This is a genomic window from Microbulbifer sp. SH-1 (genome assembly GCF_011326135.1).
Lineage (GTDB): Bacteria > Pseudomonadota > Gammaproteobacteria > Pseudomonadales > Cellvibrionaceae > Microbulbifer > Microbulbifer harenosus.
The window spans coordinates 2,586,442-2,608,671 of the sequence record NZ_CP046948.1; the positions used below are offsets into that span (position 1 = coordinate 2,586,442).

Here is a 22,230-nt window from a genome sequence, read left to right on the forward strand (position 1 = left end):
CGAGCCAACGGCGGGCCACTGTGGACACTCGCGGTTCTGAAGCGTTTCCGGGCGGATACATCGAGGCACTTTGCTTATCTTTATATTGTCCCCGGCGCTACTTAATCACAAACTGCGCCTTTGTGTAACCGATTACAGTAACCGGTTTCATTTTTGGCGGAAATTTCTTCTTATTCTCACTCCGAGCAGGAACCGGGACGCCCCATCGCCCCGGTACATAACATTCAATCCACGGGCGTCAGCCGCAGTACCACCACCCCATGCGCAGGAATTTCTGCGGCCAGCGGTTTGCGGGTGTCACCCTCGCGGCCCTGCCACAGGTCGCGCCAATGGAAAGTGGTCTGCGCGAAGTCGATCTGGTGGTTGCTGATGTCATCCTTCACCAGATGTGCACGCCAGTCGTGGCGGTACTTTTGCGCGATATCCGCGCGATTCAGGAACATGAAGCCCCAGTCGCCGCCCGCCAAGGGTTTCACCCAGATTTCCAGATCGCCCTCGTCGATATATTTCATCGCCTGGATGCCCAGCGCATCCTGATTCAGAGCGATGATGTCGCGGTTGGTGAGGATCTGGCGGGTCTGTTCACTCATGGTGCGCAGGTCGTTGCCGGCAATCAGCGGCGATGCGAGCATGGCCCAGATGGAGAAGTGCGCGCGGTCTTCGTCCGCGGTCATGCCATTGCCCACCTCCAGCATGTCCATATCGTTCCAGTGACCGGGGCCGGCATACTTGCGCAGGCCGTCCTGCTTGTCGAGGATGCGCAACACCCCCCAGGACGACCAGGAGCCGTGGCTGAATTCACAGTCCCAGCAGGGGTAGATATCGCCGGTGGTGCGCCAGGCGTGGCCGATATCTGTGGCCCAATCCCAGGGCTTGTTGTCGCCCCACTCGCAAATACTCAACAGCATCGGCCGCCCGGACGCGTGGATGGCATCGCGCATGGTGGTGTAGGCGCCGATGGGATTGATATTTTCGGTATTGCACCAGTCGTATTTCACATAGTCGATACCCCAGTGGGCGTAGGTGAGTGCATCCTGATATTCGTGCCCACGGCTGCCCGGGCGCCCCGCGCAGGTGGTGGCGCCGGCGTCGGAGTATATTCCGAGTTTCAGCCCCTTCTTGTGCACGTAATCCGCGAGCACTTTCATACCCGAGGGGAAATGCGCTTTGCTCGGCTGGATAACGCCCTGCGCGTCCCGCTCGTCGTGCCAGCAGTCGTCGATGTTGATGTATTCGTAGCCGGCGTCTTTCATGCCGCTCTCGACCATGGCATCGGCCGTATCGCGAATGATCTGCTCATTGATCTCGCAGTCGAAATGATTCCAACTGTTCCACCCCATGGGCGGTGTATCCGCCAGTCCCGGCGACTTGACGGCGCTGGCGGCATGACTGAACAGGGCGGCCAGTGCAATCAGCACTGAGGACAATAAAGTCTTGTGGGTTGTTGCTCGCATTTGCATCTACCTCGTCAACGGAAAAAAGCCTCCGGCGAACCGGAGGCCAATGTCAGAATGTCTGACGTGCGGTAAAGGGAGATGCGATCCTCGCCGGGCGCCGTTCCGGGAGAGGGTCGCGTACAAACATCAGAATCTGGCGCGCACCCCGAGGGTGTAGCGTGGTTCGTAAACGCTTTGCCAGGCTTTCTGATTTTCCCACTGGAGGTAGTAATCCTCCGTTTCTCCTGTGAGATTGGAGCCGTTGAGATACACGGTGATATCGTCGGTGACGTCGTAGCTGACGGATGCATCCACATACGCGGTAGGCGCCTGCATCAGGGTCAGACCGGGCGTGCCCCAGACCTGATCAAAGGCGACCACGCGCTCGCTGCGGTAGTTGTAGGCAATGCGCGCCTGCAGCTTGTCGTCCTGATACCAGCCGACAAAGTTGGCGAGTTTTTCCGAGTTGTCGATAAACGGCAGATCGTTGCCATCGATATCTTTTTTACCGGAATCGCTGGGGGAGTAGGTGAAGTTGGCGTCCACACCGAAATTGCCCCAGATGCCAGGAAGGAAGTCGAACGCCTGTTTTACCGCGACTTCCACGCCACTCAGCTCACCGCCATCGCCCTGGACATTGGTCTGCACGTCCGTGGTGCGGCGCACCACGCCATCCTGGTCCGGCAGGTCCATTTGTATCGTGCCGCTCTCGATAAAGCTGTCCACTTCCACCAGGAACAGACCGATACTCACCATGCCGGAATTACCGGTGTAGTACTCGAGCGACAGATCAAAATTGTCGGCGCGCCAGGGATCCAGTTCCGGGTTGCCATTGGCGTTGGCTCCGATCACTTCAAACACGCCGGTTTCTGAATTAATCGCGTAGGTTGGCGACAGGCCGCCACCCCACTGTTCCAGATTCAGCGGGGAGGTGGTTTTGGCATAGGCCGCGCGCAGAATCAGGTCCTCGCGCAGGTCAAACGCCAGGTTCAGGCTCGGCAGCAGGTCGGTGTAGGAGCGGCTGGTGACAAAGGCGCCGCCATCCACTTCCGGTGCACCGTAGTCACGGGAACTGCCCACGACGCGCTGCTCCACTTCGAGATCGGTCTGTACCGCACGCAGGCCTACGTTGCCGGTTACCGGTACGCCCAGCTCGGTTTCAAAATTGGCTTGCAGGTAAGCGGAGGTTTCCTGCAGATTCACGGCATAGGTCTGGCCGGGGATCACAGCCCGCTGATTGTTGGCGTAAAGCGAATTCTGGAACGCCAGCACGTTGTCCATGGCGGATGGGTTCAGGGTGTACACACCGGGAATACCTGTCACGCCACCGAAGTCGGTGACCCACTGTACATCGCTGCCGAAGGACGCCAGGGAGATCGGTTTGCCGGCGGTATAGTAGGTACCATCACCGTCGCCAAAGGAGCAGGCACCGCCACTCATAACCACGTCGGTGGCCTTCCAGCGCACCAGGCAACCGTCATCGCCAATCGGAGCCAGCAGGTGGTACTGGGTATTTTCCGCGCCGCGATCGGAGTATCGCAAGCCGGCGTCCATCGAAGTGAAGAAGTTCTGTTCGGCAAATTCGTAGGAGCCATCGAAACGGGCGATGGTCATATCGCCTTCGCGGTCGTAGTTGTTTTCCGAAGACACCGCACCAATGGAGTAGCCGTCGAGATTCCTGACAAGATCCGGCACACCGCTCCAGTGTGGCTGATCGCCGCGATAATCCACAGTGATGGACTGGTAAGGGTCGCTGTAACCGCCCGGGTTACTGGCCTGAGCGCCGCCTGCATACTGCGGATACTGCACACCCCACTGGCTGCCGTCCGCCATGTCGATATCCACATAGCTGTTCAGACGGCTCTGCTCTGCCTCGCCGTATACCAGACGCGCGCTGCCGATAAAGGCACCACCGTTGTCGTAGTTCAGTTCAATGTTGACGTTGGTGGACTCGGACTCGGTCACTTTGACATCGGAGTAGGATTTCAGGCGACGACCGTTGGCCTCGTATACCTGTACCGAGTGGATATGATCGGCCGCCTGGGAGGAAACCACCGGATCGGCCCAGCCCCACTGTTGCCACTTGTCGGAGATGGCGATACCGGCGCTGCGATCATGCTCATCCATCTGCGTATGGAAGAATTCCGCAACCACGTCGAAGCCGCTGCCCAGATCTGCCTGCAGCGAACCGTTCAGGCCGAGACGTTCGCGCTCGACAAACTGGTTGTAGGCGCTGTGCCCCTGGTAGGCGATGTAGCTGTCATCCAGGTCGCCGTCGCCATTCATGTCGTTGCCGTGATAATTCCAGTTGTCTGCATCGCTGCCCGCTTCCGACGGCATGCCAGACCAACCTGCGTCGGAACCGCCGCCGGCCATGCCCATGTAATAGTTGGCGAGATTGACATTGGAAACAGAGGCCGACAGCAGCGTGCCAACGCGGTCATTATTCCAGGCGAATAACCCGGACAGGGAGCTGTCGGTTTCCTCGGAATCGCGGCCGGTCTGCCCCTCTGCCGAGAAAGCCGTGGTCACGCCGCTGTCGAAGTCCATCGGGCGATGGGTGCGCAGGTTGACCATACCGGTGATACCGCCGGAGAGCTGGGATGCGGTGGGCGACTTGTACACATCGGCGCCGGCAAACAGCGGCGCAGGAATGTCGTTGAAATTGGGCTGTACGGTAGTCACCGAGCCCGCACCCATATAAGACTCGCCGTTCAGCGTGGTCATCACCTGCGGCATACCGCGCACGTTGATGGAACTGCCCTCACCGGCGGAGCGGCGGATCTGGATACCGGTAATCCGCTGCAGAGAGTCGGAGATGGTGACATCCGGCAGTTTGCCGATGTCTTCCGCCACAATGGAGTCGACGATGGAAGAGGCATCGCGCTTGGTATTGATCGCGGTCTCCTGGGACATACGAATGCCCTGCACGATCACCTCTTCCAGCGCCTGGTCTTCCTGGGCTGCCACTAGCGGCGATACCGACACACCGCAGGCCGCAATACTGGATGCCAAGACGGCCTGGGCAAACGGAAGTTTCTTAGCCAACATTTGATTTCCCTCATTGTTTATTATCTTGTAGCTGTCCCGTACCCCGCATCAGGGGCCGGATGGCGCGATACTTCATCGTAACGCCAACTTCCGGACGGTCTTTTCGCCCGAAAATGTAACCGGTTACAAGCAAGGGAAAAACAAATGGGCTCTAAGCCCTGTCGTTCACCCCTTCTCGTCCGCGTGATCACTCGGACTGCGCCAAATCCAAGTATCAACGCGCCATGTAACCGGTTCCATTTCGACTTTATTACAAGCACGCCTGTAGTGCAAACCTTTTGCGGAACACCGGATAACGCCCCACAAAAGCGCACAGATTCGTTACAAAACCCGCAGAATAACGTGTAACCGGTTACACAATCTGTTTCAATAGCAGACGGTAGTACCCAGCCCGCGCCCCTGGGATCGAGAGTTGCTGCTGCGCAGTAGCAGCTCCGCCCGGCTCGCGCGCCGCTGGCGGAGCCCCACAGCGCGCGGAACAAATAACTCAGTGCCGCCGGCCCGGCCCTAGAGCCCAATAGGAATTGATGACTCCAACCCCCGACAACCAGAAATAAAGAGAGAAAAACCGATGAAAATAAATACCCTTTCTTTCAAGCTGAGAGCGGTCACTGCCGGCACCCTCTTCGGCAGCCTCACTCTCGGCGCCTGCACCGCGGACTTCAACGCCGATACCACGATCACAAAACAAGGTGCCTTCGTCCAGGTGCAGGACGGCACATTTCAACTCGCGGGCGCACCCTATCATTATGTGGGCACCAACTACTGGTACGGTGCTTATCTGGCGGCAACGGACAAGGCGCGCCTGATCCGCGAGCTGGATCTGATGCGCGCGCGCGGTATTACCAACCTGCGTGTATTGGCACTGTCTGAGGAGAGCGCGCTTTCCCGCAGTGTGTCGCCGGCAATCATCAAGGCACCGGGCGACTACGATGCGGACCTGCAACAGGGACTGGACATTTTGCTGGCGGAAATGGCGGCAAGGGACATGAAAGCGGTGCTGTATCTCACCAATTTCTGGCAGTGGTCCGGAGGCATGTCGCAATATCTGGTATGGCATGAAGACATCGCGCTGAACGATCCGGATATCACAGGCAAATGGGACGAATACATCGAAAACACCACAGATTTCTACCGCTGTGAGCCCTGTCAACAGCAGTATCTGAGTGCCGCGGGCAAGCTGATCGAACGCGAAAATTCCGTGACGGGAAAAGCGTATAAGAATGACCCCACCATCATGGCCTGGCAACTCGCCAACGAACCGCGTTCCGGCGGTGCCAACTACAACCCAGAGCGCGCCGCCGATTATATCCGCTGGGTCCACACCTCCGCCGCCGCCATCAAATCCATGGCGCCGAGCCAGTTGGTAAGCAGTGGCAGTGAAGGACTTGCCGGCAGTCAGGAACAGGCTGAGGTATACGTAAAAGCCCACGACACCGAAGCCATCGACTACCTCACCGTACATCTGTGGATAAAAAACTGGGGCTGGTTTGATGTATTAAATCCGGAGCAGACTTACGGGGTTGCTCTGGAAAAAGCCACCCGCTACCTCGACACCCACGCGCAGATCGCCACAGAGCTGAACAAGCCGCTGGTATTGGAAGAGTTCGGTGTGGAGCGCGACGGTGGCAGTTTTTCACCGGACAGCGGCACCGAATACCGCGACCGCTTCCTCACCGCCATTTACACCCGTCTTGAACAGAATATTGCCGAAGATGGCCCTTTCGCCGGGTCCAATTTCTGGACCTTCAGTGGTTACGGTCGCAGTGGTAATCCTGAGTTTCTCTGGCAGCCAGGTAACGATTTCCTCGGCGATCCACCCCAGGAACCCCAGGGCCTCAACTCCGTATTCGACAGTGACACCAGCACGCTGAAGATTATCCAGGCGCACGCGACCGCGCTTGCGGAAATTCACTGACACAAAAAAAGCGCCTCAGGTCTCCCTGAGGCGCCCAACCAACGAGACCGACGAGAACAGTCTCTGAGACGAGAGGTAAAACTGCTCCGAGCATTCTTGCGAATACTCATTATTCCCGCAGACCCGATCAAAACCTGCTACCGGGCGCGCGGAATTTTCTTCGCGGTAACCGCTCAGTCCGTGTGAGCGCCGCAGAAATTTTCAACGTTGGAGGGCGCGGATTCGCCGCGTTCGTTCACCGCCGTCACGCGATAGGCAAAACACTGCTGCTCCGGCTTTTCCGTTTCGCGATACAGATCCATGGTCTGCGGGTCCCAGTTATTTTTCGCGTCGACCAGTTGATCCGCGTACAGCACCCAGTGTTCCCCTGCATCCGTTGAGCGGTAGAGACGGTAGTAACGGCCGGTAGGCGCGCCCATCCAATTGATTTCACCGGCGTCGCCCACCGGGTGCAGCCACGGTGCTTCCGGCACGGGTAACGACTGGCTGAACGCCTGCGCACGCGGGTTGGCGCTCACTTTAGCCTGCACCTTGCGCACCAGCTCAATCACTTCGGGCTCCTGATTGGCCGCATTCACTGCGAATCCCGGCAGGTGGTAGCTCATGTGGCCATCGGTTTCGTAGTGCCAGTAGAAACCGCCGGCTTCGCGATGGCCGCGGTAGCCCCACAGCAGCGCACCGGCCACCGCGGGCTCATCTATCCAGGCATCGGTAACTGCGCGAATGGTCTCCATCGGTTGTAAACCGTATTCACCGATAAGCAGTGGTTTGTTGAATTTGCGCGCCAGTGCCGCCTGCTTGCGCACAACGTCCGGCGACATATAGGGGCCGTAAAAATGGTTGGATTGAATGTCGACGTTGGGATCGAGCAGGCCGAGAAACTCGCCGCTTTCGATGTCTACCGATTCCGGCGGGCGGCTGTTGTCCGCCTGCTGATCGCCGTCCACCACCAATTGACTGGGCGCGAGACGTTTGAACAGGGCGGCGGTCTGTGCAAGAAAGGTCTTATTGGTACCGCGCAGCTCATTGCCGGTTTCCCACGCCATGATGGCTTTTTCTTCGCGGTATTCTCGCCCGCTGCAGGTATTTGTGCGGGTCAGCAGCTGCTCAATGATCGAGGTGTAGGCCGCGTAAGTTTTACTGTTTACATCGTACAGCGGGCCGTTCTCCTTGGTGTCCTGCGCACCCTCACCCACCATTTTTGCCAGCTCGTGTTTACCGCCCCACCAGCTCCAGTGATCGATAACCGGTACGATCAGGCGCAGGCCGTACTGGTCCGCCAGGTAGACCATGCGATCGAAAACCCGCATCGCAGCCTCATTCAGTTCCACCTCGCCGGTCTGCGGGTTGCGGACAATATGCGCGGGCATATTCGCGCGCATAGACTCCGGCAGTTCGATATCGTCCACCGAAAGCGTGTACACGCGAGTGATACTGTGGCCGCTATAGACCAGTGCTTTGATCCAGTTGGCCTGCTCCCGCGCGCTGGGCCAGCGGAAGTGATCGGACTTGCCAATGGTGCTGCCTTTGGAGGCCACGTCGTCTTCAATGCGGTGCAGCTCGGTCGCGTGCAGACCGATAAACCGCACCGGTTCATTGCCGTCCAGCAACTGGATACCATCGCGACGGATAAAATGTTCGAAGCCAGCAAACGCCTGCTGCGTGACGGCCGACGGCGCCGGCACCTGGCAGTGCTGTGGCAGGGATTCGCTCACGGAGTTTTCACACCCGCTCATTATCACCGCCGCCCCGGTCAGCACTAACGCTTTACACCAAGATTTCATGCCCCGTCTCCTCGTGTGACTGCTCGTTTTTGGCGGCATGCGCGGTCCGTTGCAGACGCTGGATCACTTCCATCATCGCGCGCCCGTTGTGATAGGGGCCTTTCCAGAAGCCGAGCTTGTAACGTTGATCGCCTTTGTTGGCGTGATCCAGTGACGCGTGATACAGCCATTCGCCGTCTTCATGGTCGACCTGGAATGCTTTTATGTATTTCCATACCGCGGCAAATGCATGGGCGTAATCGCCGTTTCCGGTGGTCTGCCACATATTGAGGAAGCCTACCAGCGCTTCCGCCTGCACCCACCACTCGGAGTCGAGATGCCGGGCACGAGTATGGAAATCGAAATGGTCCAGCACCTGCCCGCGATCACCGATGCCTTCGCGCAAACATGAGTCACCGAGCGCGTGCACCAGCGGCGTATAGCGCTGTGCGAACGCTTTATCGCCCAGCACTTCCAGCGCCTCCGCCAGCAACCAACTGGCTTCGATATCGTGACCGTAGGAATAGCCACCGGAAATATCCCGCCAGTCCATCTCCAGAAACAGCCGCAGGTGGCCGTTATCGAGATTGCCGATGTATTCACAGAACCACTGAATGCTCGCGCGCAGCGCAGCGGCCACTTCCTCCGTCGGCAGCGCGCGGTAGAGGCCGGTATAGGCCTCCAGCACGTGCAGATGGTTGTTCATGGTTTTCGGCGCGTTCAGGTCTTTCTCACTCAACCGGTAGTCGGCTACCGCGCTCCAGTCGCGGGCTACCGCTTCCACATAGCCACCCAGATCTCGGTCCACGCAGTTGGCTTCTATCCTGCGGAAATACTGCAGCGCTTTTTCCAACGCCAGCGCGTTGCCGGTAAGACGGTGGAAGCTGGCGAAGCCATAAATACAGAACGCCTGGGCATAGGTTTGCTTCTTCGCTTCGCGCATCTGGCCGCGATAATCCAGCGACCAGAAAGCGCCGCCGTGTTCGGCGTCATCGAAATACTGCATGAAGTAATCGAAGGCGCGCTGCGCCAGCGCAGTCGCTTCCGCGTCCGGCTTGCCGGCGGCGCGATAATGCAGCCCCAGCTCGCTGAAGAACCACAGAATGCGTGCATTCAGCACCACACCCTTGTCCGCTTGAACACGCGGAATGTTGTACACACTGACCTCGCCGAGAAACCCGCCGTGGGCTTCATCCAGCGAATAGTCCCGCCACCAGCGCGCGATACCCTCAAGGTGGTGTTCAAACTGCGGGACCAACGCTAACAGAGCGTCTTGTTGCGTCCGCGGCGGTTGCGGGATTGCTGCTTCCAGGCTTTCCATCACTTACAGGTCCCTGAGTACCGCGGCGTTGCGCTCGATCAGTTCGATGCGGGCTTGTACAGACGTGGCAGAGCGCAGCCCGTCTTCCGGGGTGTTCATACAGTAGTCCAGCAGCTGTTCGACGGTGCTGGTGGCTACGTGCAGGCGGGTATCGGAGGAGGCGTAATAGAGGTACACCTTGCCCTGATCCTGAATCCAGCCGTTGCTGAATACCACGTTGGACACATCGCCGAGACGCTCACTGCCTTCCGGTGCGATCAGGTGACCGGCGGGGCGGTGGGTCACCTGCCAGGGGCAATGGAGATCGGTCATGAACATGTACAGCACATAGCGCAGACCAGCGGCGGTATTGCGCACACCGTGAGCCAGGTGCAGCCACCCTTTGTCCGTTTTGATCGGCGCCGGGCCCTGGCCGTTCTTCACCTCCTTGATGGTGTGGTACACCTTGGTATCCACCAGGGTTTCGCTCAGCACTTCCGCCTTTTCCATCGAGTCGGTGAGACCCCAGCCAATACCGCCGCCGCTGCCAACACTGATAAAACCATCCTGAGGGCGCGTATACAGTGCATATTTGCCGTCGACAAATTCCGGGTGCAATACCACGTTGCGCTGCTGACCGCTGTGGGTGATCAAATCTGGCAGGCGCTCCCAGGTTTTCAGGTCTTTGGTGCGCGCGATACCGCATTGGGCTTCCGCCGCGGAGATATCACCGGGCTGCTTTAGGTCCTTGCGCTCGGTGCAGAAGAGGCCGTAGATCCAGCCGTCCTGATGCTGCGTGAGACGCATGTCGTACACATTGGTGTCAGGGTTTTCCGTCTCGGGCATAACCACCGGCTTTTCCCAGAAACGGAATCCGTCCACGCCGTTGTCGCTCTCGGCAATGGCGAAGAAGGACTTGCGATCGACGCCTTCCACCCGCACCGCGAGCAGGTATTTGTCACCCAGTTTGATGGCGCCCGAGTTGAATGCGGCGTTGATGCCCTGGCGCTCCATCAAGAACGGGTTGCTGGATTCGTTCAGATCGTAACGCCAGTCCACCGGAATATGGTGGCGGGTGATGACCGGATTCTGCCAGCGCTGGTAGATGCCGTTGCCAGCTGCCGCCGGTTGGTTCCGCTGTTCCAGAAGCGTGTTCTGCTGTGCAATCAGAGCGCGCACATTGTCGAGGTACTGAGTCATAAAGTGCCTGTAACCTGTTGTTACTTTTACATCTGGCGGCGCGGCCGCCTCCCCAAAAATTTTGTTGGTATCAGTTGGCGATTGCACTGCGCTGGCCACCGCTGCCGGCATTTGCAACACCGCCGTCTTCGTTTTCCGCGGCATCCGGATCATTGCGCAGGTGCCGGTACCAGTTGCGCCACAGGAACAGGCTGGCGGCGACGATCACTACCATGGCGATGGAGAATTCCGGCCAGTGGCGGATCACCAGGAATATGGGAGCCGCGGTCAGTGCGGTGTGCCACAAAATGCCCACGGCGCAGTTGGTGAGATCGCGCGCACAATCGCGATTTGCCTCAAGCCCGGGATGCTCTTCCTGTAGCGCGCGGTGTACCGGCGCCCAGAAGCCCCAGGGGCGGGTTTTGAAATAGAACGCCTTCAGCGTTTCCATATCGTCCGGCCGGGTCAGCAGCGAGCCGGCGACACTGGCGGCCACACACAGGGCGAACAACCAGGGGAAGGCATACAGCGGTGACAGGTCGGTGAACATCAGCGGCACCGCGGCAACCAGGCCGGCGAGCATGCCGTAGAAGTAGCCGAAGCCGTTCATACGCCACCAGTACCACTTGAGAATATTTGCGGCGGTGTAACCACCGTAGAGTGCGCTTACGATCCACAGAATGATGTCGTTCAGCGATGGAGCAAACAGGCCGATGCCCGTGCCCAGCACCACGAACAGAATGGAAACCATATAGCTCATGCGCATATAGGTTTTTTCGCTGCCGTTCGGGTTGAAGTAGCGCTTGTAGACATCGTTGACCACATAGGCCGGCGCCGAATTGGTGGTGGCGGCAAAGGTCGACATGAAGGTGGCCAGCAGGCCGGCAATGACCAGGCCTAGCAACCCCTGGGGCACATAATTTGCCAATGCGAACGGCAGAATCTGCTCAAAGTCCACATCGCCGCCCATCGCCCGCAGGTCGTCGGTGAAAAACACCAGCGCCAATATGGTGAGGCCGGTAATCATCATGTAGCGCGGAAACAACAACACCAGATTCACCAGCCAGCTCATTTTGGCGGCCTCCACAGGCGTGCGTGCGGAGAGAATACGCTGCATGTCGTAGTTGGGCGCAGGGCCCGCCATGCTCTGCAGGATGCCCTTCAGCAGAACCAGCACAAAGAACACCGAGAAAAAGGACCAGCCGTCGTCGATGATGCGCTGGTTGGCACTCTCAAGAATTCCGCTCCAGTCGAGATCCAGGGTGTGCCCCACGCCCATGCTGTACCAGCCCGCGGGCACTGCCGCCTCCAGCATTTCCGGAGACACCTGGACCATGGCAATTAATCCGATGGCGATACAGGCGATGGTCATTACCACAAACTGCATCACCTCGGTGAGCACCACACTGAACATACCGCCCTTCACCACATACACGGCGGTGATCGCGGTGAGGATCAACCCGTAGCAAATTTCGTTGGTGTGCGGGTCTGCCGCCAGCTGCCACGGCATAAACGCGGCGGCAAACTTGCCAATACCCACAAACCCGTAGGCGAGATACCCAAGCACCACCAGCAGCGCAAAGGCGACGATAATCAGATGGGACAGCTCCGCACCGCGGCCCTCACCGAAGCGGAAACGAATCCACGCAGCCCCCGTCATCACGCCGGAGCGACGCAACCACAGAGACAGAAATACCATCAGGAAAATCTGATTGAAGGCGGGCCACAACCAGGGGATATAGACACTTTTCAGGCCGTAGATGAACAGCAGGTACACCATCCACATGGTGCCGGAAATATCGAACTGACCAGAGGCGTTGGACAGCCCCAGGTAGTACCAAGGCAGCTTGTTACCGCCAAGAAAGTAACTCTGAATATTCCTTGAGGCCCTGCGGGAAACCCAAAAGCCGATAAACAGGGTTGCCAGCAGGTAAAAACCGATGACCAACAGGTCGATAGGTGCGAGATTCATTGCCACTCTTCTCTCTAGATCGCCTGGCACGGCTGGGGCCTGTTACCAGCCCTGGGCGGTGCTCGTTATTGTTCTCGTCGCCGGCCACTCAATCACCCGCCGCGACGTTGTTCCCTCACGCCTTGTAATAACGGACGCATGCCGTCGAAGGTTCGCGTCAGGCATCAATGTAACCGGTTACACATCAATTTACTAGAGCTCGCACAAGAATTCCGGTAAGTTTTCCCGCTCTATTTGCGACTCTGGCGCCTGCAAAGGTCGCCATTTTCTGGTCAACAGCCCGCCTGCAGTGAAACGAAAGCATGTCGAATATCAGGGAAGTCTCCCGGGCAGCCGGTGTCTCCATCGCCACCGTATCCCGGGCGCTCAGCAATCCAGAGAAGGTATCGGAAGCGGCCCTCAAAAAGGTCTACGCCGCCATCGAGAAGGTGGGCTACCGCCCCAATATGATGGCGCGCAACTTTCGCGCGGTGCGCGCCTATTCCATCGTGGTGCTGGTCCCCAACCTCTCCAACCTGTTCTTTGCCACGGTGATCCGCGGCATTGAAGACGCCGCCCAGCAGAAGGGCTACAGTGTGCTGCTAGGCGACACCCGCGACTCCACGGCGCGCGAGGAGGAGTACATTCGCCTGGTGGAAACCCGCCAGGCCGATGGCATTCTGCAGTTGCGGCCGCACACCCCGGGCAAGTCCCTGGAACCCAAAGTGGCCATTCCGATGGTCTCCGCCTGTGGCTGTGAAAACACCCCCTACCCCTCGGTGCGCATCGACAATACCGGCGCCGCGAGAGAAATCGTCGACTACCTGATTGGCCAGGGACACCGTCGCATCGGCGTACTTTCCGGTCTGGTGGACAATCCCCACGCCGTGGACCGACTGCGCGGCTATAAAGAGGCCCTGGCCGCAGCCGGTATTCCGTTTGACCCCGACCTGCAGATCAACGGCGACTTCACCCTGGGCTCCGGCCTGATGGCCGCAAGCCACTTTGCCCGCATGAAGGATCGCCCGACCGCCATTTTCTCCATGAACGATGAGATGGCCATCGGCTGCCTGCAGGGGCTGAAGTCCGCCGGCATCAGGGTACCGGAAGAAATGTCGATCACCGGTTTCGACGATATTGAGTTCGCCCGCTACAGCGATCCTCCCCTGACCACCGTGGCACAGCCCGCGGAAGAACTGGGGCGTGTGGGCTTCCAGACCCTCCTGGAACTGATCGAGGGCAAAGAACTGGGCAACGCGGAAACCGTGCTGCCCTATGAATTTGTGGTGCGCAGAAGTACCCCGCCACTGAAAGGTTGATGCCAGCGGCAACAATCCCCTTGCCCCCAAGCCGCACCCGCCCCCTCCCGATTGCACAGCGTCTTCCGGGGCGCGGCTCGACACACCGTTGTAACCGGTTACGCCAAAAGGCATAATGTCGCCGAATCCGGTTCCCGATACTAGACTCAACATGTAACCGGTTACAGATTTTGTAACAGTCACCACAAGAACATCAGACATGCTCAACGATCTCACCAAGTGGGCCGACCATCTGACCCACTGGATGTCCCGCTCCGCCCTGCCCCTGTGGCTGGAACAGGGCTTCGACCCGGAAACCGGCAGCGCCCACGAACGGCTGGATGACAAGGGCCACGCCGATCTCGCCTGCCCCAAGCGGGTGCGGGTACAGGCGCGACAGATGTTCGTATTGGCCAGCGCGCAGCAGCGCGGCTGGATTACCGATGGTGCCGCGCGGGTGGAACGCCTGGATACCTTTACCAGCCGCTTCGCCACACACCCCCAGGCGCCGGATGTGTTCGTGCACGTGCTGAGCGCGGACAATGAAATCTCCGACGCGCGTCAGGACGTGTATGACATGGCGTTCTTCCTGCTTGCCTGCGCCTGGCGTTTCCGCGCCTTTGGCGATGCGTCCGCACTGCGCAAGGCGGACGCCCTGACCCGGCACCTGGACAACTACATCAAGGGGCCCCGGGGGGGCTGGCTCGAGGGCGACTACGACAGTAAGGCCCGCCGCCAGAACCCGCACATGCATCTGTTCGAGGCGTTCATCGCCCTGTATGACGCCACCCGCGACGGTCGCTGGCTGGCCCGCGCCGGCGAGATCTTCACGTTGTTTGAAAACTGCTTCTACGACGCCGAACACGGCGTACTGCTGGAATACTTCCATCAGGACTGGCGCCCACTCAGCGGCGATGAAGGCCAGGAAGTGGAACCTGGCCATATGCTGGAATGGGTGTGGCTGCTGCACCAGTATCACCGCCGCAGCGGTGCACCGGTGCGGCGCTATACCGACCGCCTATACCTCAACGCCATAAATTTCGGGCTCGAGCCGCACACCGGACTGCTGTATGACGCTGTCGCCCTCGACGGCGCACCCCTGAAAACCACCAAGCGCTGCTGGCCCCTGACCGAGCTGATCAAGGCCAGCCTGTGCCAGGCGGAAGCCGGCAGCGAACTGGCGGAAACCCAGGCCGCACGCGCCATACAGACCCTGTTCAAGTACTACTTTTCCAACGAGATACCGGGTCTGTACATCGACCAGCTGGACGGTGCCAATCAGATTCTGAACGGAAAGGCCCCCGCCAGTACCCTCTACCACCTGATGGTGGCCACCACCGAAGCAGCGGATTACGCCGCCGCCAAGCGACTGAAATTGAGAGCCGAACATGTCCCAGCCCCCAGTGCCCACCTTTCCAGTAACAGCCTTTAAGGCCTATGACGTTCGCGGCCGCGTTCCAGACGAGCTGAACGAAACCATCGCCTGGCGCATCGGGTACGGCTTCGCCCGCCTGCTTGGTGCGCACAACCTGGTGGTGGGCCACGATATCCGCCTGAGCAGCCCCGCGCTGACCGAGGCTGTAATTGACGGCATCTGCGCAGCGGGCTGCAACGCGGTCCATATCGGCCAGTGCGGCACCGAGGAAATCTACTTTGCCACCTTCGCAGGTGACAACGCCGGCAAACGTTTCGATGGCGGTCTGTGTATTACCGCCAGCCATAACCCGGCCGATTACAACGGCATCAAGCTGGTACAGGCAGGTGCGGCACCGCTGGCCGGCGATTGCGATCTGGACAAACTGAAAGCGCTGGTCGCCGATGCGGAGATGCTTCCGGCCGCGACGCCGGGTACGGCATGTCACTGCGATTTTAAAGCCCAGTACAACACGCACCTGATGCAGTGGATCGACACCAATCGGCTGCGCCCACTGCGCATCGTGGTCAACGCCGGTAATGGTGGTGCCGGCAATATCGTGGACCGCCTGGAACCGTTGCTGCCGTTTGAATTCATCAAGCTCAATCACCAGCCGGATGGCCGCTTCCCCAAGGGCGTACCCAACCCCTTGCTGCTGGAAAACCGCGAAGAAACTGCACGTGCAGTCATTCAGAACAAAGCGGATTTGGGTATCGCCTGGGACGGCGACTTCGATCGCTGCTTCTTTTTCGACGAACAGGGCCGTTTTGTGGATGGGTATTACGTGGTGGGACTGCTCGCGCAGATCCTGCTGCAGAAAACCCCGGGCGCCGCCATCGTGCACGACCCGCGCCTTTACTGGAACACTCGTGCGGTGGTGGAAGCCGCAGGTGGAACCAGCAGGATTTCCAAAACCGGCCACGCGTTTATCAAGCAGGTAATGCGCGCAGAAGACGCCGTCTACGGCGGTGAGATGAGCGCACACCACTACTTCCGCGACTTCGCCTACTGCGACAACGGCACCATTCCGTGGCTGTTGATTACCGAATACCTGAGCGCCCGCAATCAGCCTCTGTCGACACTGGTCGCGGAAATGCAGCGGGCCTTCCCCTGCTCCGACGAAATCAACCGCAGCGTGGACGATCCGGATGCGATCCTGCACAAGATTCGCAACCACTTCGATGGGCAGCAGACGGCAACCGAAACGCTCGACGGACTGGGACTGGAATTCGATCACTGGCGGGTGAACATTCGCCAGTCCAACACCGAGCCACTGTTGCGCCTCAACCTCGAAACCCGCGCGGACAGCTGCCTGCTGCGCGAAAAAACCGAAGCCTTGCTTGCACTGATCGAACACTGAATTCGATTCACGGACCAACCAATTTTCTCGTCGCGTTGTCATTGCAACCGCAGCTTGTCTGCGGTTTTTTTATGCCCGGGCGCAGCAGCAAAACGGAATGGTTGTCGGCTTTCCATGCCGCCACTGCAAAAATTCAATCCGGTGCAGCAAGCGGCGAGAGACGATGAAATCTTTGCCCTAAGACTCTTTTAGCAAAAGATGCTGGATAAGGATGACGGTTTTCGCATCCCGGATTTCACCGCTGGCCAGCATCTCCCTGGCCCGGGTCAGCGGCAGCTCCAGCACTTCGATGTGCTCCTGCTCGTGGTCCAGACCGCCGCCAGCGCCGGTGCGCATGGCGTCGGTGCATTCCGCCAGGTAAAAATGCAATTTTTCCGTGACCGAGCCCGGCGACATGTACAGCTCAAACACCTTTTCGGCAGCGGCAATCCGGTAACCGGTCTCCTCCCAGGTCTCTCGAATAACACATTCGAGGGGGTCCTGATCCTCCAGTGCGCCGGCGCAGGCTTCCACCATCATTCCTGAGCGGTTGCCATTGAGGAAAGTGGGCAGACGGAATTGTGCGGTCAGTATCAACGTCTGCTTTTCGCGATTGAACAACAGCACCACCGCGCCGTCGCCGCGATCGTACACTTCGCGATTGTGCACCTCCCAGTTTCCATCGTCAGACAGATATTCAAACGTGTATTTTTCAAATCGGGACCAACTCTGGCAAAGCAGCTTGCCTTCCAGATTCCTGACTTTTTCGGACATGGACTTACCTCACTCTATTCGCGCACAGTCTGGCACTTGCCCGCGTCCTTTTGAATCCCTGTTGCCGTCTGTCAGCGCAGTACAGACAAAAAAACCCGGCAGAAACTGCCGGGCCAAGGGGATCACTCACGTGATCAGAGTGCGGAGGGAAATCCTCCTGAGAGAGCACTCGGTCGGGTCAAGGATTACTCACACATCTCTCCGGTAATTGCGGGCACTTCCAGTGGCTCTTCACTGGTCTTCTCCCCTTGATAGCCAAACTCCGCGTAGGTACCCGGCTGAATCACACTGTTCCAGCCAAGACCGGAGGCGGTATAGGGGTTACTGCCGGAAAGATTGGCGTTCCACAGATTGGTGATACGACTACTGCCGGTGTAGGAGAAGGTCAGCTGCCAGCCCTCGATAGGCGCATCCCCGGTGTTGGTAATGCGGATAGCGCCGGTAAAGCCGGCGCCCCAGTGGCTGCCCTCGATATATTCGCAGCTGGCAGTGCCACCGGAACTGCCACCGGAACTGCCACCTGAGCTGCTGGACGAAGAGCTGCTACCGGAAGAACTGCCACCGGAACTACTGGACGAGCTGGAACCCGATGATCCCGAGCTACCCGAACTGGATGAACCCGAGCTAGAAGAGCCCGAGCCGCCAGAACTCGAGGAGCTGGAGCTGGAGCTGGAGCTGGAGCTGGAGCTGGAGCTGGAGCTGGAAGAGCCGGAACCTCCGGAGCCCGACGAGCTGGAACTCGACGAACTGGAGCCGCCGGAAGAACTTCCCCCCCCAGGGTCTGCGTACAACAGACCGCGACCATTGGTGCCGAGATACACACGACCGTAGATGCGCGGGTCGCCGGTAATCGCCTCTCCCATATTGCCGTACTGGTGCGCGTCATCGTTGATACGTGTCCAGGTCGCGCCTTCGTCGGTGGAGCGGAATACACCGGTGACCTGATCCACCGTTCCCACCAAATACAGGGTCTGATAGCCGCTGCCCGGCGCCGCCGCACCAAGGCCGATATTCACGCCCTCTTCCACGCTGGCGATTTTTGTGAAGCTCGCACCGCCATCGGTGGAACGCCACAGACCGGTGAGCGTGTCGTCGCCAACCATTACACCACTGCCGGCAAGCCAGATATCTCCCTCAACTGCCGGGGCGGCGAGGAATTTGGCAGAGGTCGGCAAACCGCTGGCAACGGTTGCACTGAAGCTGGCACCGCCATTGTTGGAGCGGTAGAAAGTACCCGCGCTGAAACCGTAGAAAACCTGCGGGTTCACACGATCGCTCTCCACCCGCGCCCCCTCCGGCAAACCGGACGAGGCGGTCCAGGAACTGCCAAAAGTGGTGGACACATGAACGCCCGCACCCTGCGGGCTCCACACAATGGCACCGCCATCCGCACTCATTGCCACACTGCCGCCACCGGTCACTCCGGCCGGTTCCTGCCCGGCCCACCAGTTATCCCCGACGGAAGTGGAAACACCGATGTGCACCCCATCGACATTGCCCACGCGCACCATGATGCTTGGATCCAGCGCCGCGAAGTCGATACCGGTGGTGCTGGTGAGGTACGGGGTCTGATACATCAGTTCCGGCACCGCATTCACATCCACGTGTTTGAAGCCACCGATGTCACCGAGTGCGGAGAATATATTCGCGTTGCCACTGGGGGGGCTGGCGAGATCCAGCACCGCGGTTTCTTCCAACCCCTTGATCATGGGCTTGATGGTGACGATACCATCGCTGTCCCACGCGGTCAGATTGTTGGAGCCGTAGATGGTGGCGCCGGTACCGTACATGAAACGGTCGGAATTGTGCGGATCGATTTCCACCGACTCGTTCATCCAACCCAGTTTCAGCGCTTCCTCCGGCGGCTGTGGATTGGCGCCGAGGTGCAGCCAGGGCACCGAGCTGATATCCATTTCATAGCGCTTGCTGCGCTCGGGATACCCGGCCCAGTCCCAGATACGGCTCCAGGAGGCGCCGGCGTCGGTACTGCGGAACAGAACCATGTCCGGCCACCAGGAATTGAGCGAGGCGACCATCAGGGTATTCGGGTTTTGGCGGTCGATGGTGAGGCCGGAATAACCAAAGTACAGCTCGCCGCTGGCGGCGGTCATCGGGCTGATTTCACTCCAGGCCTGACTCGCCACGTCGAATTTCCACACCGCGCCCGTTTCCCCATCGTAAGGGCCGCCGGTATCGCTCATAGCCACATAGAGTGCGCCGTTCACTTCGTCGTACACGCCCTTGTGGGGAATCAATCCGGACGGTGCGCCGGGAATCACTCCCCAGGTTGCGCCGCCATCGGTGGAGCGGTAGAGCGAATACGCCTTATCCGCGACGCCGACGTAAATCACATCGGAACCTTGCCCGCTGTTGCCCGATGTGGGGTCAAACGTCACCCACACCACGCCCTGCAGCTTATTGCCGTAGCCTCCCTCGTCGTCTGGATCGGCGGCATAGGTACCGGGGTTGGGGAAGCTCTGTACCTTGTACCAGGTTGCGCCGTAATCGGTACTGCGCCACAGCCCTTCTCCCAGTTCCGCGCCGTAGTAAATGGTGCTGTTGTCGTTGGGATCGATGCGCAGTCGCTCCCCCATACCGCGGCCCGGCATATTGCCGCCTACCTTGAATGGCAACTCGGTGACCTGCCAGGTTTCGCCGCGATCGCTGGAGCGGGCAATGGCGCCGTTGTTCGGGTCCCAATCGTTGGTATACATCCCCAGCGCCGCGTAGACGCGATCCGGGTCTACCGGATCGGTGGCGATACTCATCACACCATTCCAGCCCCACTTGTCCCAACCTACCCAGTCGAGCAATGGCTCCCACTCCTGGTTCGCCTCGTTCCAGCGGTAAGCACCGCCGATATCCGTGCGCGCATAAATCAGATTGGGTTCGCTACGGTTGAAAATGATCGCCGGGACAAAACCGCCACCGTCGATACGCACGTTCTGCCATTGATACGCTTCCTGAGGCGCGGCCTCTGTGGAGGGTACGATGGAGAACACCAGTGCTGCGCCGGTACCAAGTGCCAGGCGCTGAATCGCATCTGGCAAGCTACGCAGGAAAAAATGTCTCTTGGTTTTTATCATCGCTATTACCTGTTTATTGGTGATTATTGTTAGAGGCTTTACTGATGGACCAGCGGCGTGCGGACCCCATGTTCCGCAGGCCGCGGGGGAAATTACTGAACAGTGCACCCGGGCAGGGAAATATTGCCCGGCGCGCCCTGCATACCGAAGGTCGCGCTTTGGCCCGGTTGCAGGCTTGCGTTGTACTCCACCGCATGGCCGACAATCGTGCTACCGCTGCTGGCGGCGAGCTGTACGCTCCAGGCATTACTGATGACAACAGGCTGCTCGAATGACAAAGCGGCCGACCAGTTGTCAACCGGCGCGCTGCCGCTATTGGTTATCGTCACACTGCCCAGCACAAAACCGGAACCCCAGTCGTTGAGGCCGCTTACGCTACAGGTGAGGCCGGACCCGGAAGAAGAGCCTGAAGAGGAACCGGAAGAACTGCCCGAAGACGACCCACTGGATGACGATGAACCAGATGAACTGCTGGAAGACGAGCTACTGGAGGATGAGCTGCCGGAAGATGAACTGGAACCACCACTGGATGATCCACTACCGCAGTTCGCGTATACCGTCGCGCACGTCGCCGTGGATGCGATGCCGTTGGCACCGTTGAACAGACGTTCACCCCAGGCCGAAAGATTGCCCGGGTCCCAATTCAGGGCCATATCGAGATAGGGCTCGGTATTGCCGGACCAGGACCAGCCGAGATAACCGATTCCGCGCGCTTCGGCTTCCGCGAGAATGGCATCCTCGTCTACCGGCTGCCCCTGATGCTCGTGGCCGAACTCTCCCACGATCAGCGGCAGTCCCATTTGCTGAAAGTCCTGCATATAGCTGGCGATGGTGCTGTGGTCGGCATAGACCTGATACATGTGTACGGAGAAAAGCACATTCGCCAGCGGGTCAGCGGCAAAAATTTGCGGCGCATTCGCGCGCATGTAGTTTTCCCAGTCCTGCCCCCAGCTTGAGGCATCCACCACAATAGTGTGGACCAGCCCCGCATCGCGGATACGCTGGATTGCTGCGGTAGTCCCTTCTACATAGTTGATTTCTGAAACAGAATTGCCGAAGGGTTCGTTGGCAATATTGATCAGAACAAAATCTTCCTGACCACTAAGGGCCTGGACAATGTCCGGGCTCACCCAGTATTCCGCAGCCTCGGATATATGAATCGCCGCGGCATCTTCGCCCCAGCCTGTCGCATCGTGTACTTCAAGCACACAGATCAGGGAATTGGCCTTGCACTGGTCGATCACTGCCGCTACGTTGGCGCCACTGTTCCGATTCCAGCGCCCGCCAGTGGCAAGCACCACCCGTACCGCATTGGCTCCGGCAGCGGCAATGTCCGCAAGAGCCTGTGGCGTGCGCCCCGGATACCATGTGTGGGCATGATTGACGCCGCGCATGACAAACACGTGACCATTGCCGTCCAGCAGTTGACCATCGTCAATAGAAAAGCCTGCCCATCCGTGCAGGGAGGTAATTAAAAATCCGGTGGCCACTGCACTGCGGAGCAGGGATTTCCCACCCAATCGTTGTAATAGTTTCATCTCTCTTCACCTTGTTGAATCTGCCAAATAGCAAACCGACACACCGGCCACGCAATGGACGATGCCGCGCGTGACCAGACATGCTCGATAAGGTGTGAGAAGAAACTGAGTTTTTATTTATTATTAAGTGAAATAGTGATGCGAGAAAAAAACGGGCAGGGAATACACACCCACCCAAGCTCA

Annotated in this window: 13 protein-coding genes; 4 read left to right on the top strand and 9 right to left on the bottom strand. The window is 59.0% G+C overall.

Annotation, left to right across the window (positions count from 1 at the left end; genetic code table 11):
- Positions 1-224: 224 nt before the first annotated feature.
- Together GNX18_RS10775 and GNX18_RS10780 are read right to left on the bottom strand one after the other, a co-directional pair.
- The gene (locus tag GNX18_RS10775; RefSeq protein ID WP_166217917.1) at positions 225-1,454 is read right to left on the bottom strand and encodes a glycoside hydrolase family 27 protein; all 1,230 of its coding nucleotides are present in this window, start codon (positions 1,452-1,454) and stop codon (positions 225-227) included.
- 129 nt (positions 1,455-1,583) lie between these two features.
- Positions 1,584-4,487, bottom strand: coding sequence for a TonB-dependent receptor (locus tag GNX18_RS10780; RefSeq protein ID WP_240913975.1), 2,904 nt, complete (start codon positions 4,485-4,487; stop codon positions 1,584-1,586).
- 571 nt (positions 4,488-5,058) lie between these two features.
- Between GNX18_RS10780 and GNX18_RS10785 the strand changes: the two genes are divergently transcribed.
- On the top strand, positions 5,059-6,405 hold the full coding sequence (locus tag GNX18_RS10785) for a cellulase family glycosylhydrolase (RefSeq protein WP_166217920.1): 1,347 nt from the start codon (positions 5,059-5,061) through the stop codon (positions 6,403-6,405).
- A gap of 173 nt (positions 6,406-6,578) precedes the next feature.
- On the opposite strand, the gene GNX18_RS10790 is transcribed toward GNX18_RS10785, so the two are convergent.
- The 4 genes from GNX18_RS10790 to GNX18_RS10805 form a co-directional block, all read right to left on the bottom strand.
- The gene (locus GNX18_RS10790) at positions 6,579-8,189 is read right to left on the bottom strand and encodes a glycoside hydrolase family 5 protein (RefSeq protein WP_240913976.1); all 1,611 of its coding nucleotides are present in this window, start codon (positions 8,187-8,189) and stop codon (positions 6,579-6,581) included.
- On the bottom strand, positions 8,173-9,489 hold the full coding sequence (locus GNX18_RS10795) for an AGE family epimerase/isomerase (protein WP_166220568.1): 1,317 nt from the start codon (positions 9,487-9,489) through the stop codon (positions 8,173-8,175). Before GNX18_RS10795 ends, GNX18_RS10790 begins: the two co-directional genes overlap by 17 nt.
- Positions 9,490-9,492: 3 nt before the next feature.
- Positions 9,493-10,668, bottom strand: coding sequence for a glycosidase (locus tag GNX18_RS10800; RefSeq protein WP_166217922.1), 1,176 nt, complete (start codon positions 10,666-10,668; stop codon positions 9,493-9,495).
- A gap of 70 nt (positions 10,669-10,738) precedes the next feature.
- The gene (locus GNX18_RS10805; RefSeq protein ID WP_166217925.1) at positions 10,739-12,619 is read right to left on the bottom strand and encodes a sodium:solute symporter family protein; all 1,881 of its coding nucleotides are present in this window, start codon (positions 12,617-12,619) and stop codon (positions 10,739-10,741) included.
- 302 nt (positions 12,620-12,921) lie between these two features.
- Between GNX18_RS10805 and GNX18_RS10810 the strand changes: the two genes are divergently transcribed.
- The 3 genes from GNX18_RS10810 to GNX18_RS10820 all read left to right on the top strand — a co-directional run bounded on the left by GNX18_RS10810 (position 12,922) and on the right by GNX18_RS10820 (position 16,670).
- Positions 12,922-13,917, top strand: coding sequence for a LacI family DNA-binding transcriptional regulator (locus GNX18_RS10810; protein ID WP_166217927.1), 996 nt, complete (start codon positions 12,922-12,924; stop codon positions 13,915-13,917).
- Positions 13,918-14,116: 199 nt separating this feature from the next.
- Positions 14,117-15,328, top strand: coding sequence for an AGE family epimerase/isomerase (locus GNX18_RS10815; RefSeq protein WP_166217929.1), 1,212 nt, complete (start codon positions 14,117-14,119; stop codon positions 15,326-15,328).
- Positions 15,285-16,670, top strand: coding sequence for a phosphomannomutase (locus GNX18_RS10820; protein WP_166217932.1), 1,386 nt, complete (start codon positions 15,285-15,287; stop codon positions 16,668-16,670). The genes GNX18_RS10815 and GNX18_RS10820 overlap by 44 nt, the downstream gene beginning before the upstream one ends.
- A gap of 177 nt (positions 16,671-16,847) precedes the next feature.
- Here GNX18_RS10820 and GNX18_RS10825 read toward each other — a convergent pair whose 3' ends face one another.
- The 3 genes from GNX18_RS10825 to GNX18_RS10835 all read right to left on the bottom strand — a co-directional run bounded on the left by GNX18_RS10825 (position 16,848) and on the right by GNX18_RS10835 (position 22,047).
- Positions 16,848-17,423, bottom strand: a complete 576-nt coding sequence (locus GNX18_RS10825) for an NUDIX domain-containing protein (protein WP_166217934.1) — start codon at positions 17,421-17,423, stop codon at positions 16,848-16,850.
- A 185-nt stretch (positions 17,424-17,608) separates the two neighbouring features.
- The gene (locus GNX18_RS10830) at positions 17,609-20,509 is read right to left on the bottom strand and encodes a cellulose binding domain-containing protein (RefSeq protein WP_166217937.1); all 2,901 of its coding nucleotides are present in this window, start codon (positions 20,507-20,509) and stop codon (positions 17,609-17,611) included.
- 92 nt (positions 20,510-20,601) lie between these two features.
- Positions 20,602-22,047: a cellulase family glycosylhydrolase gene (locus GNX18_RS10835; RefSeq protein ID WP_166217939.1), complete on the bottom strand. Its 1,446-nt coding sequence runs from the start codon at positions 22,045-22,047 to the stop codon at positions 20,602-20,604.
- Positions 22,048-22,230 lie beyond the last annotated feature (183 nt).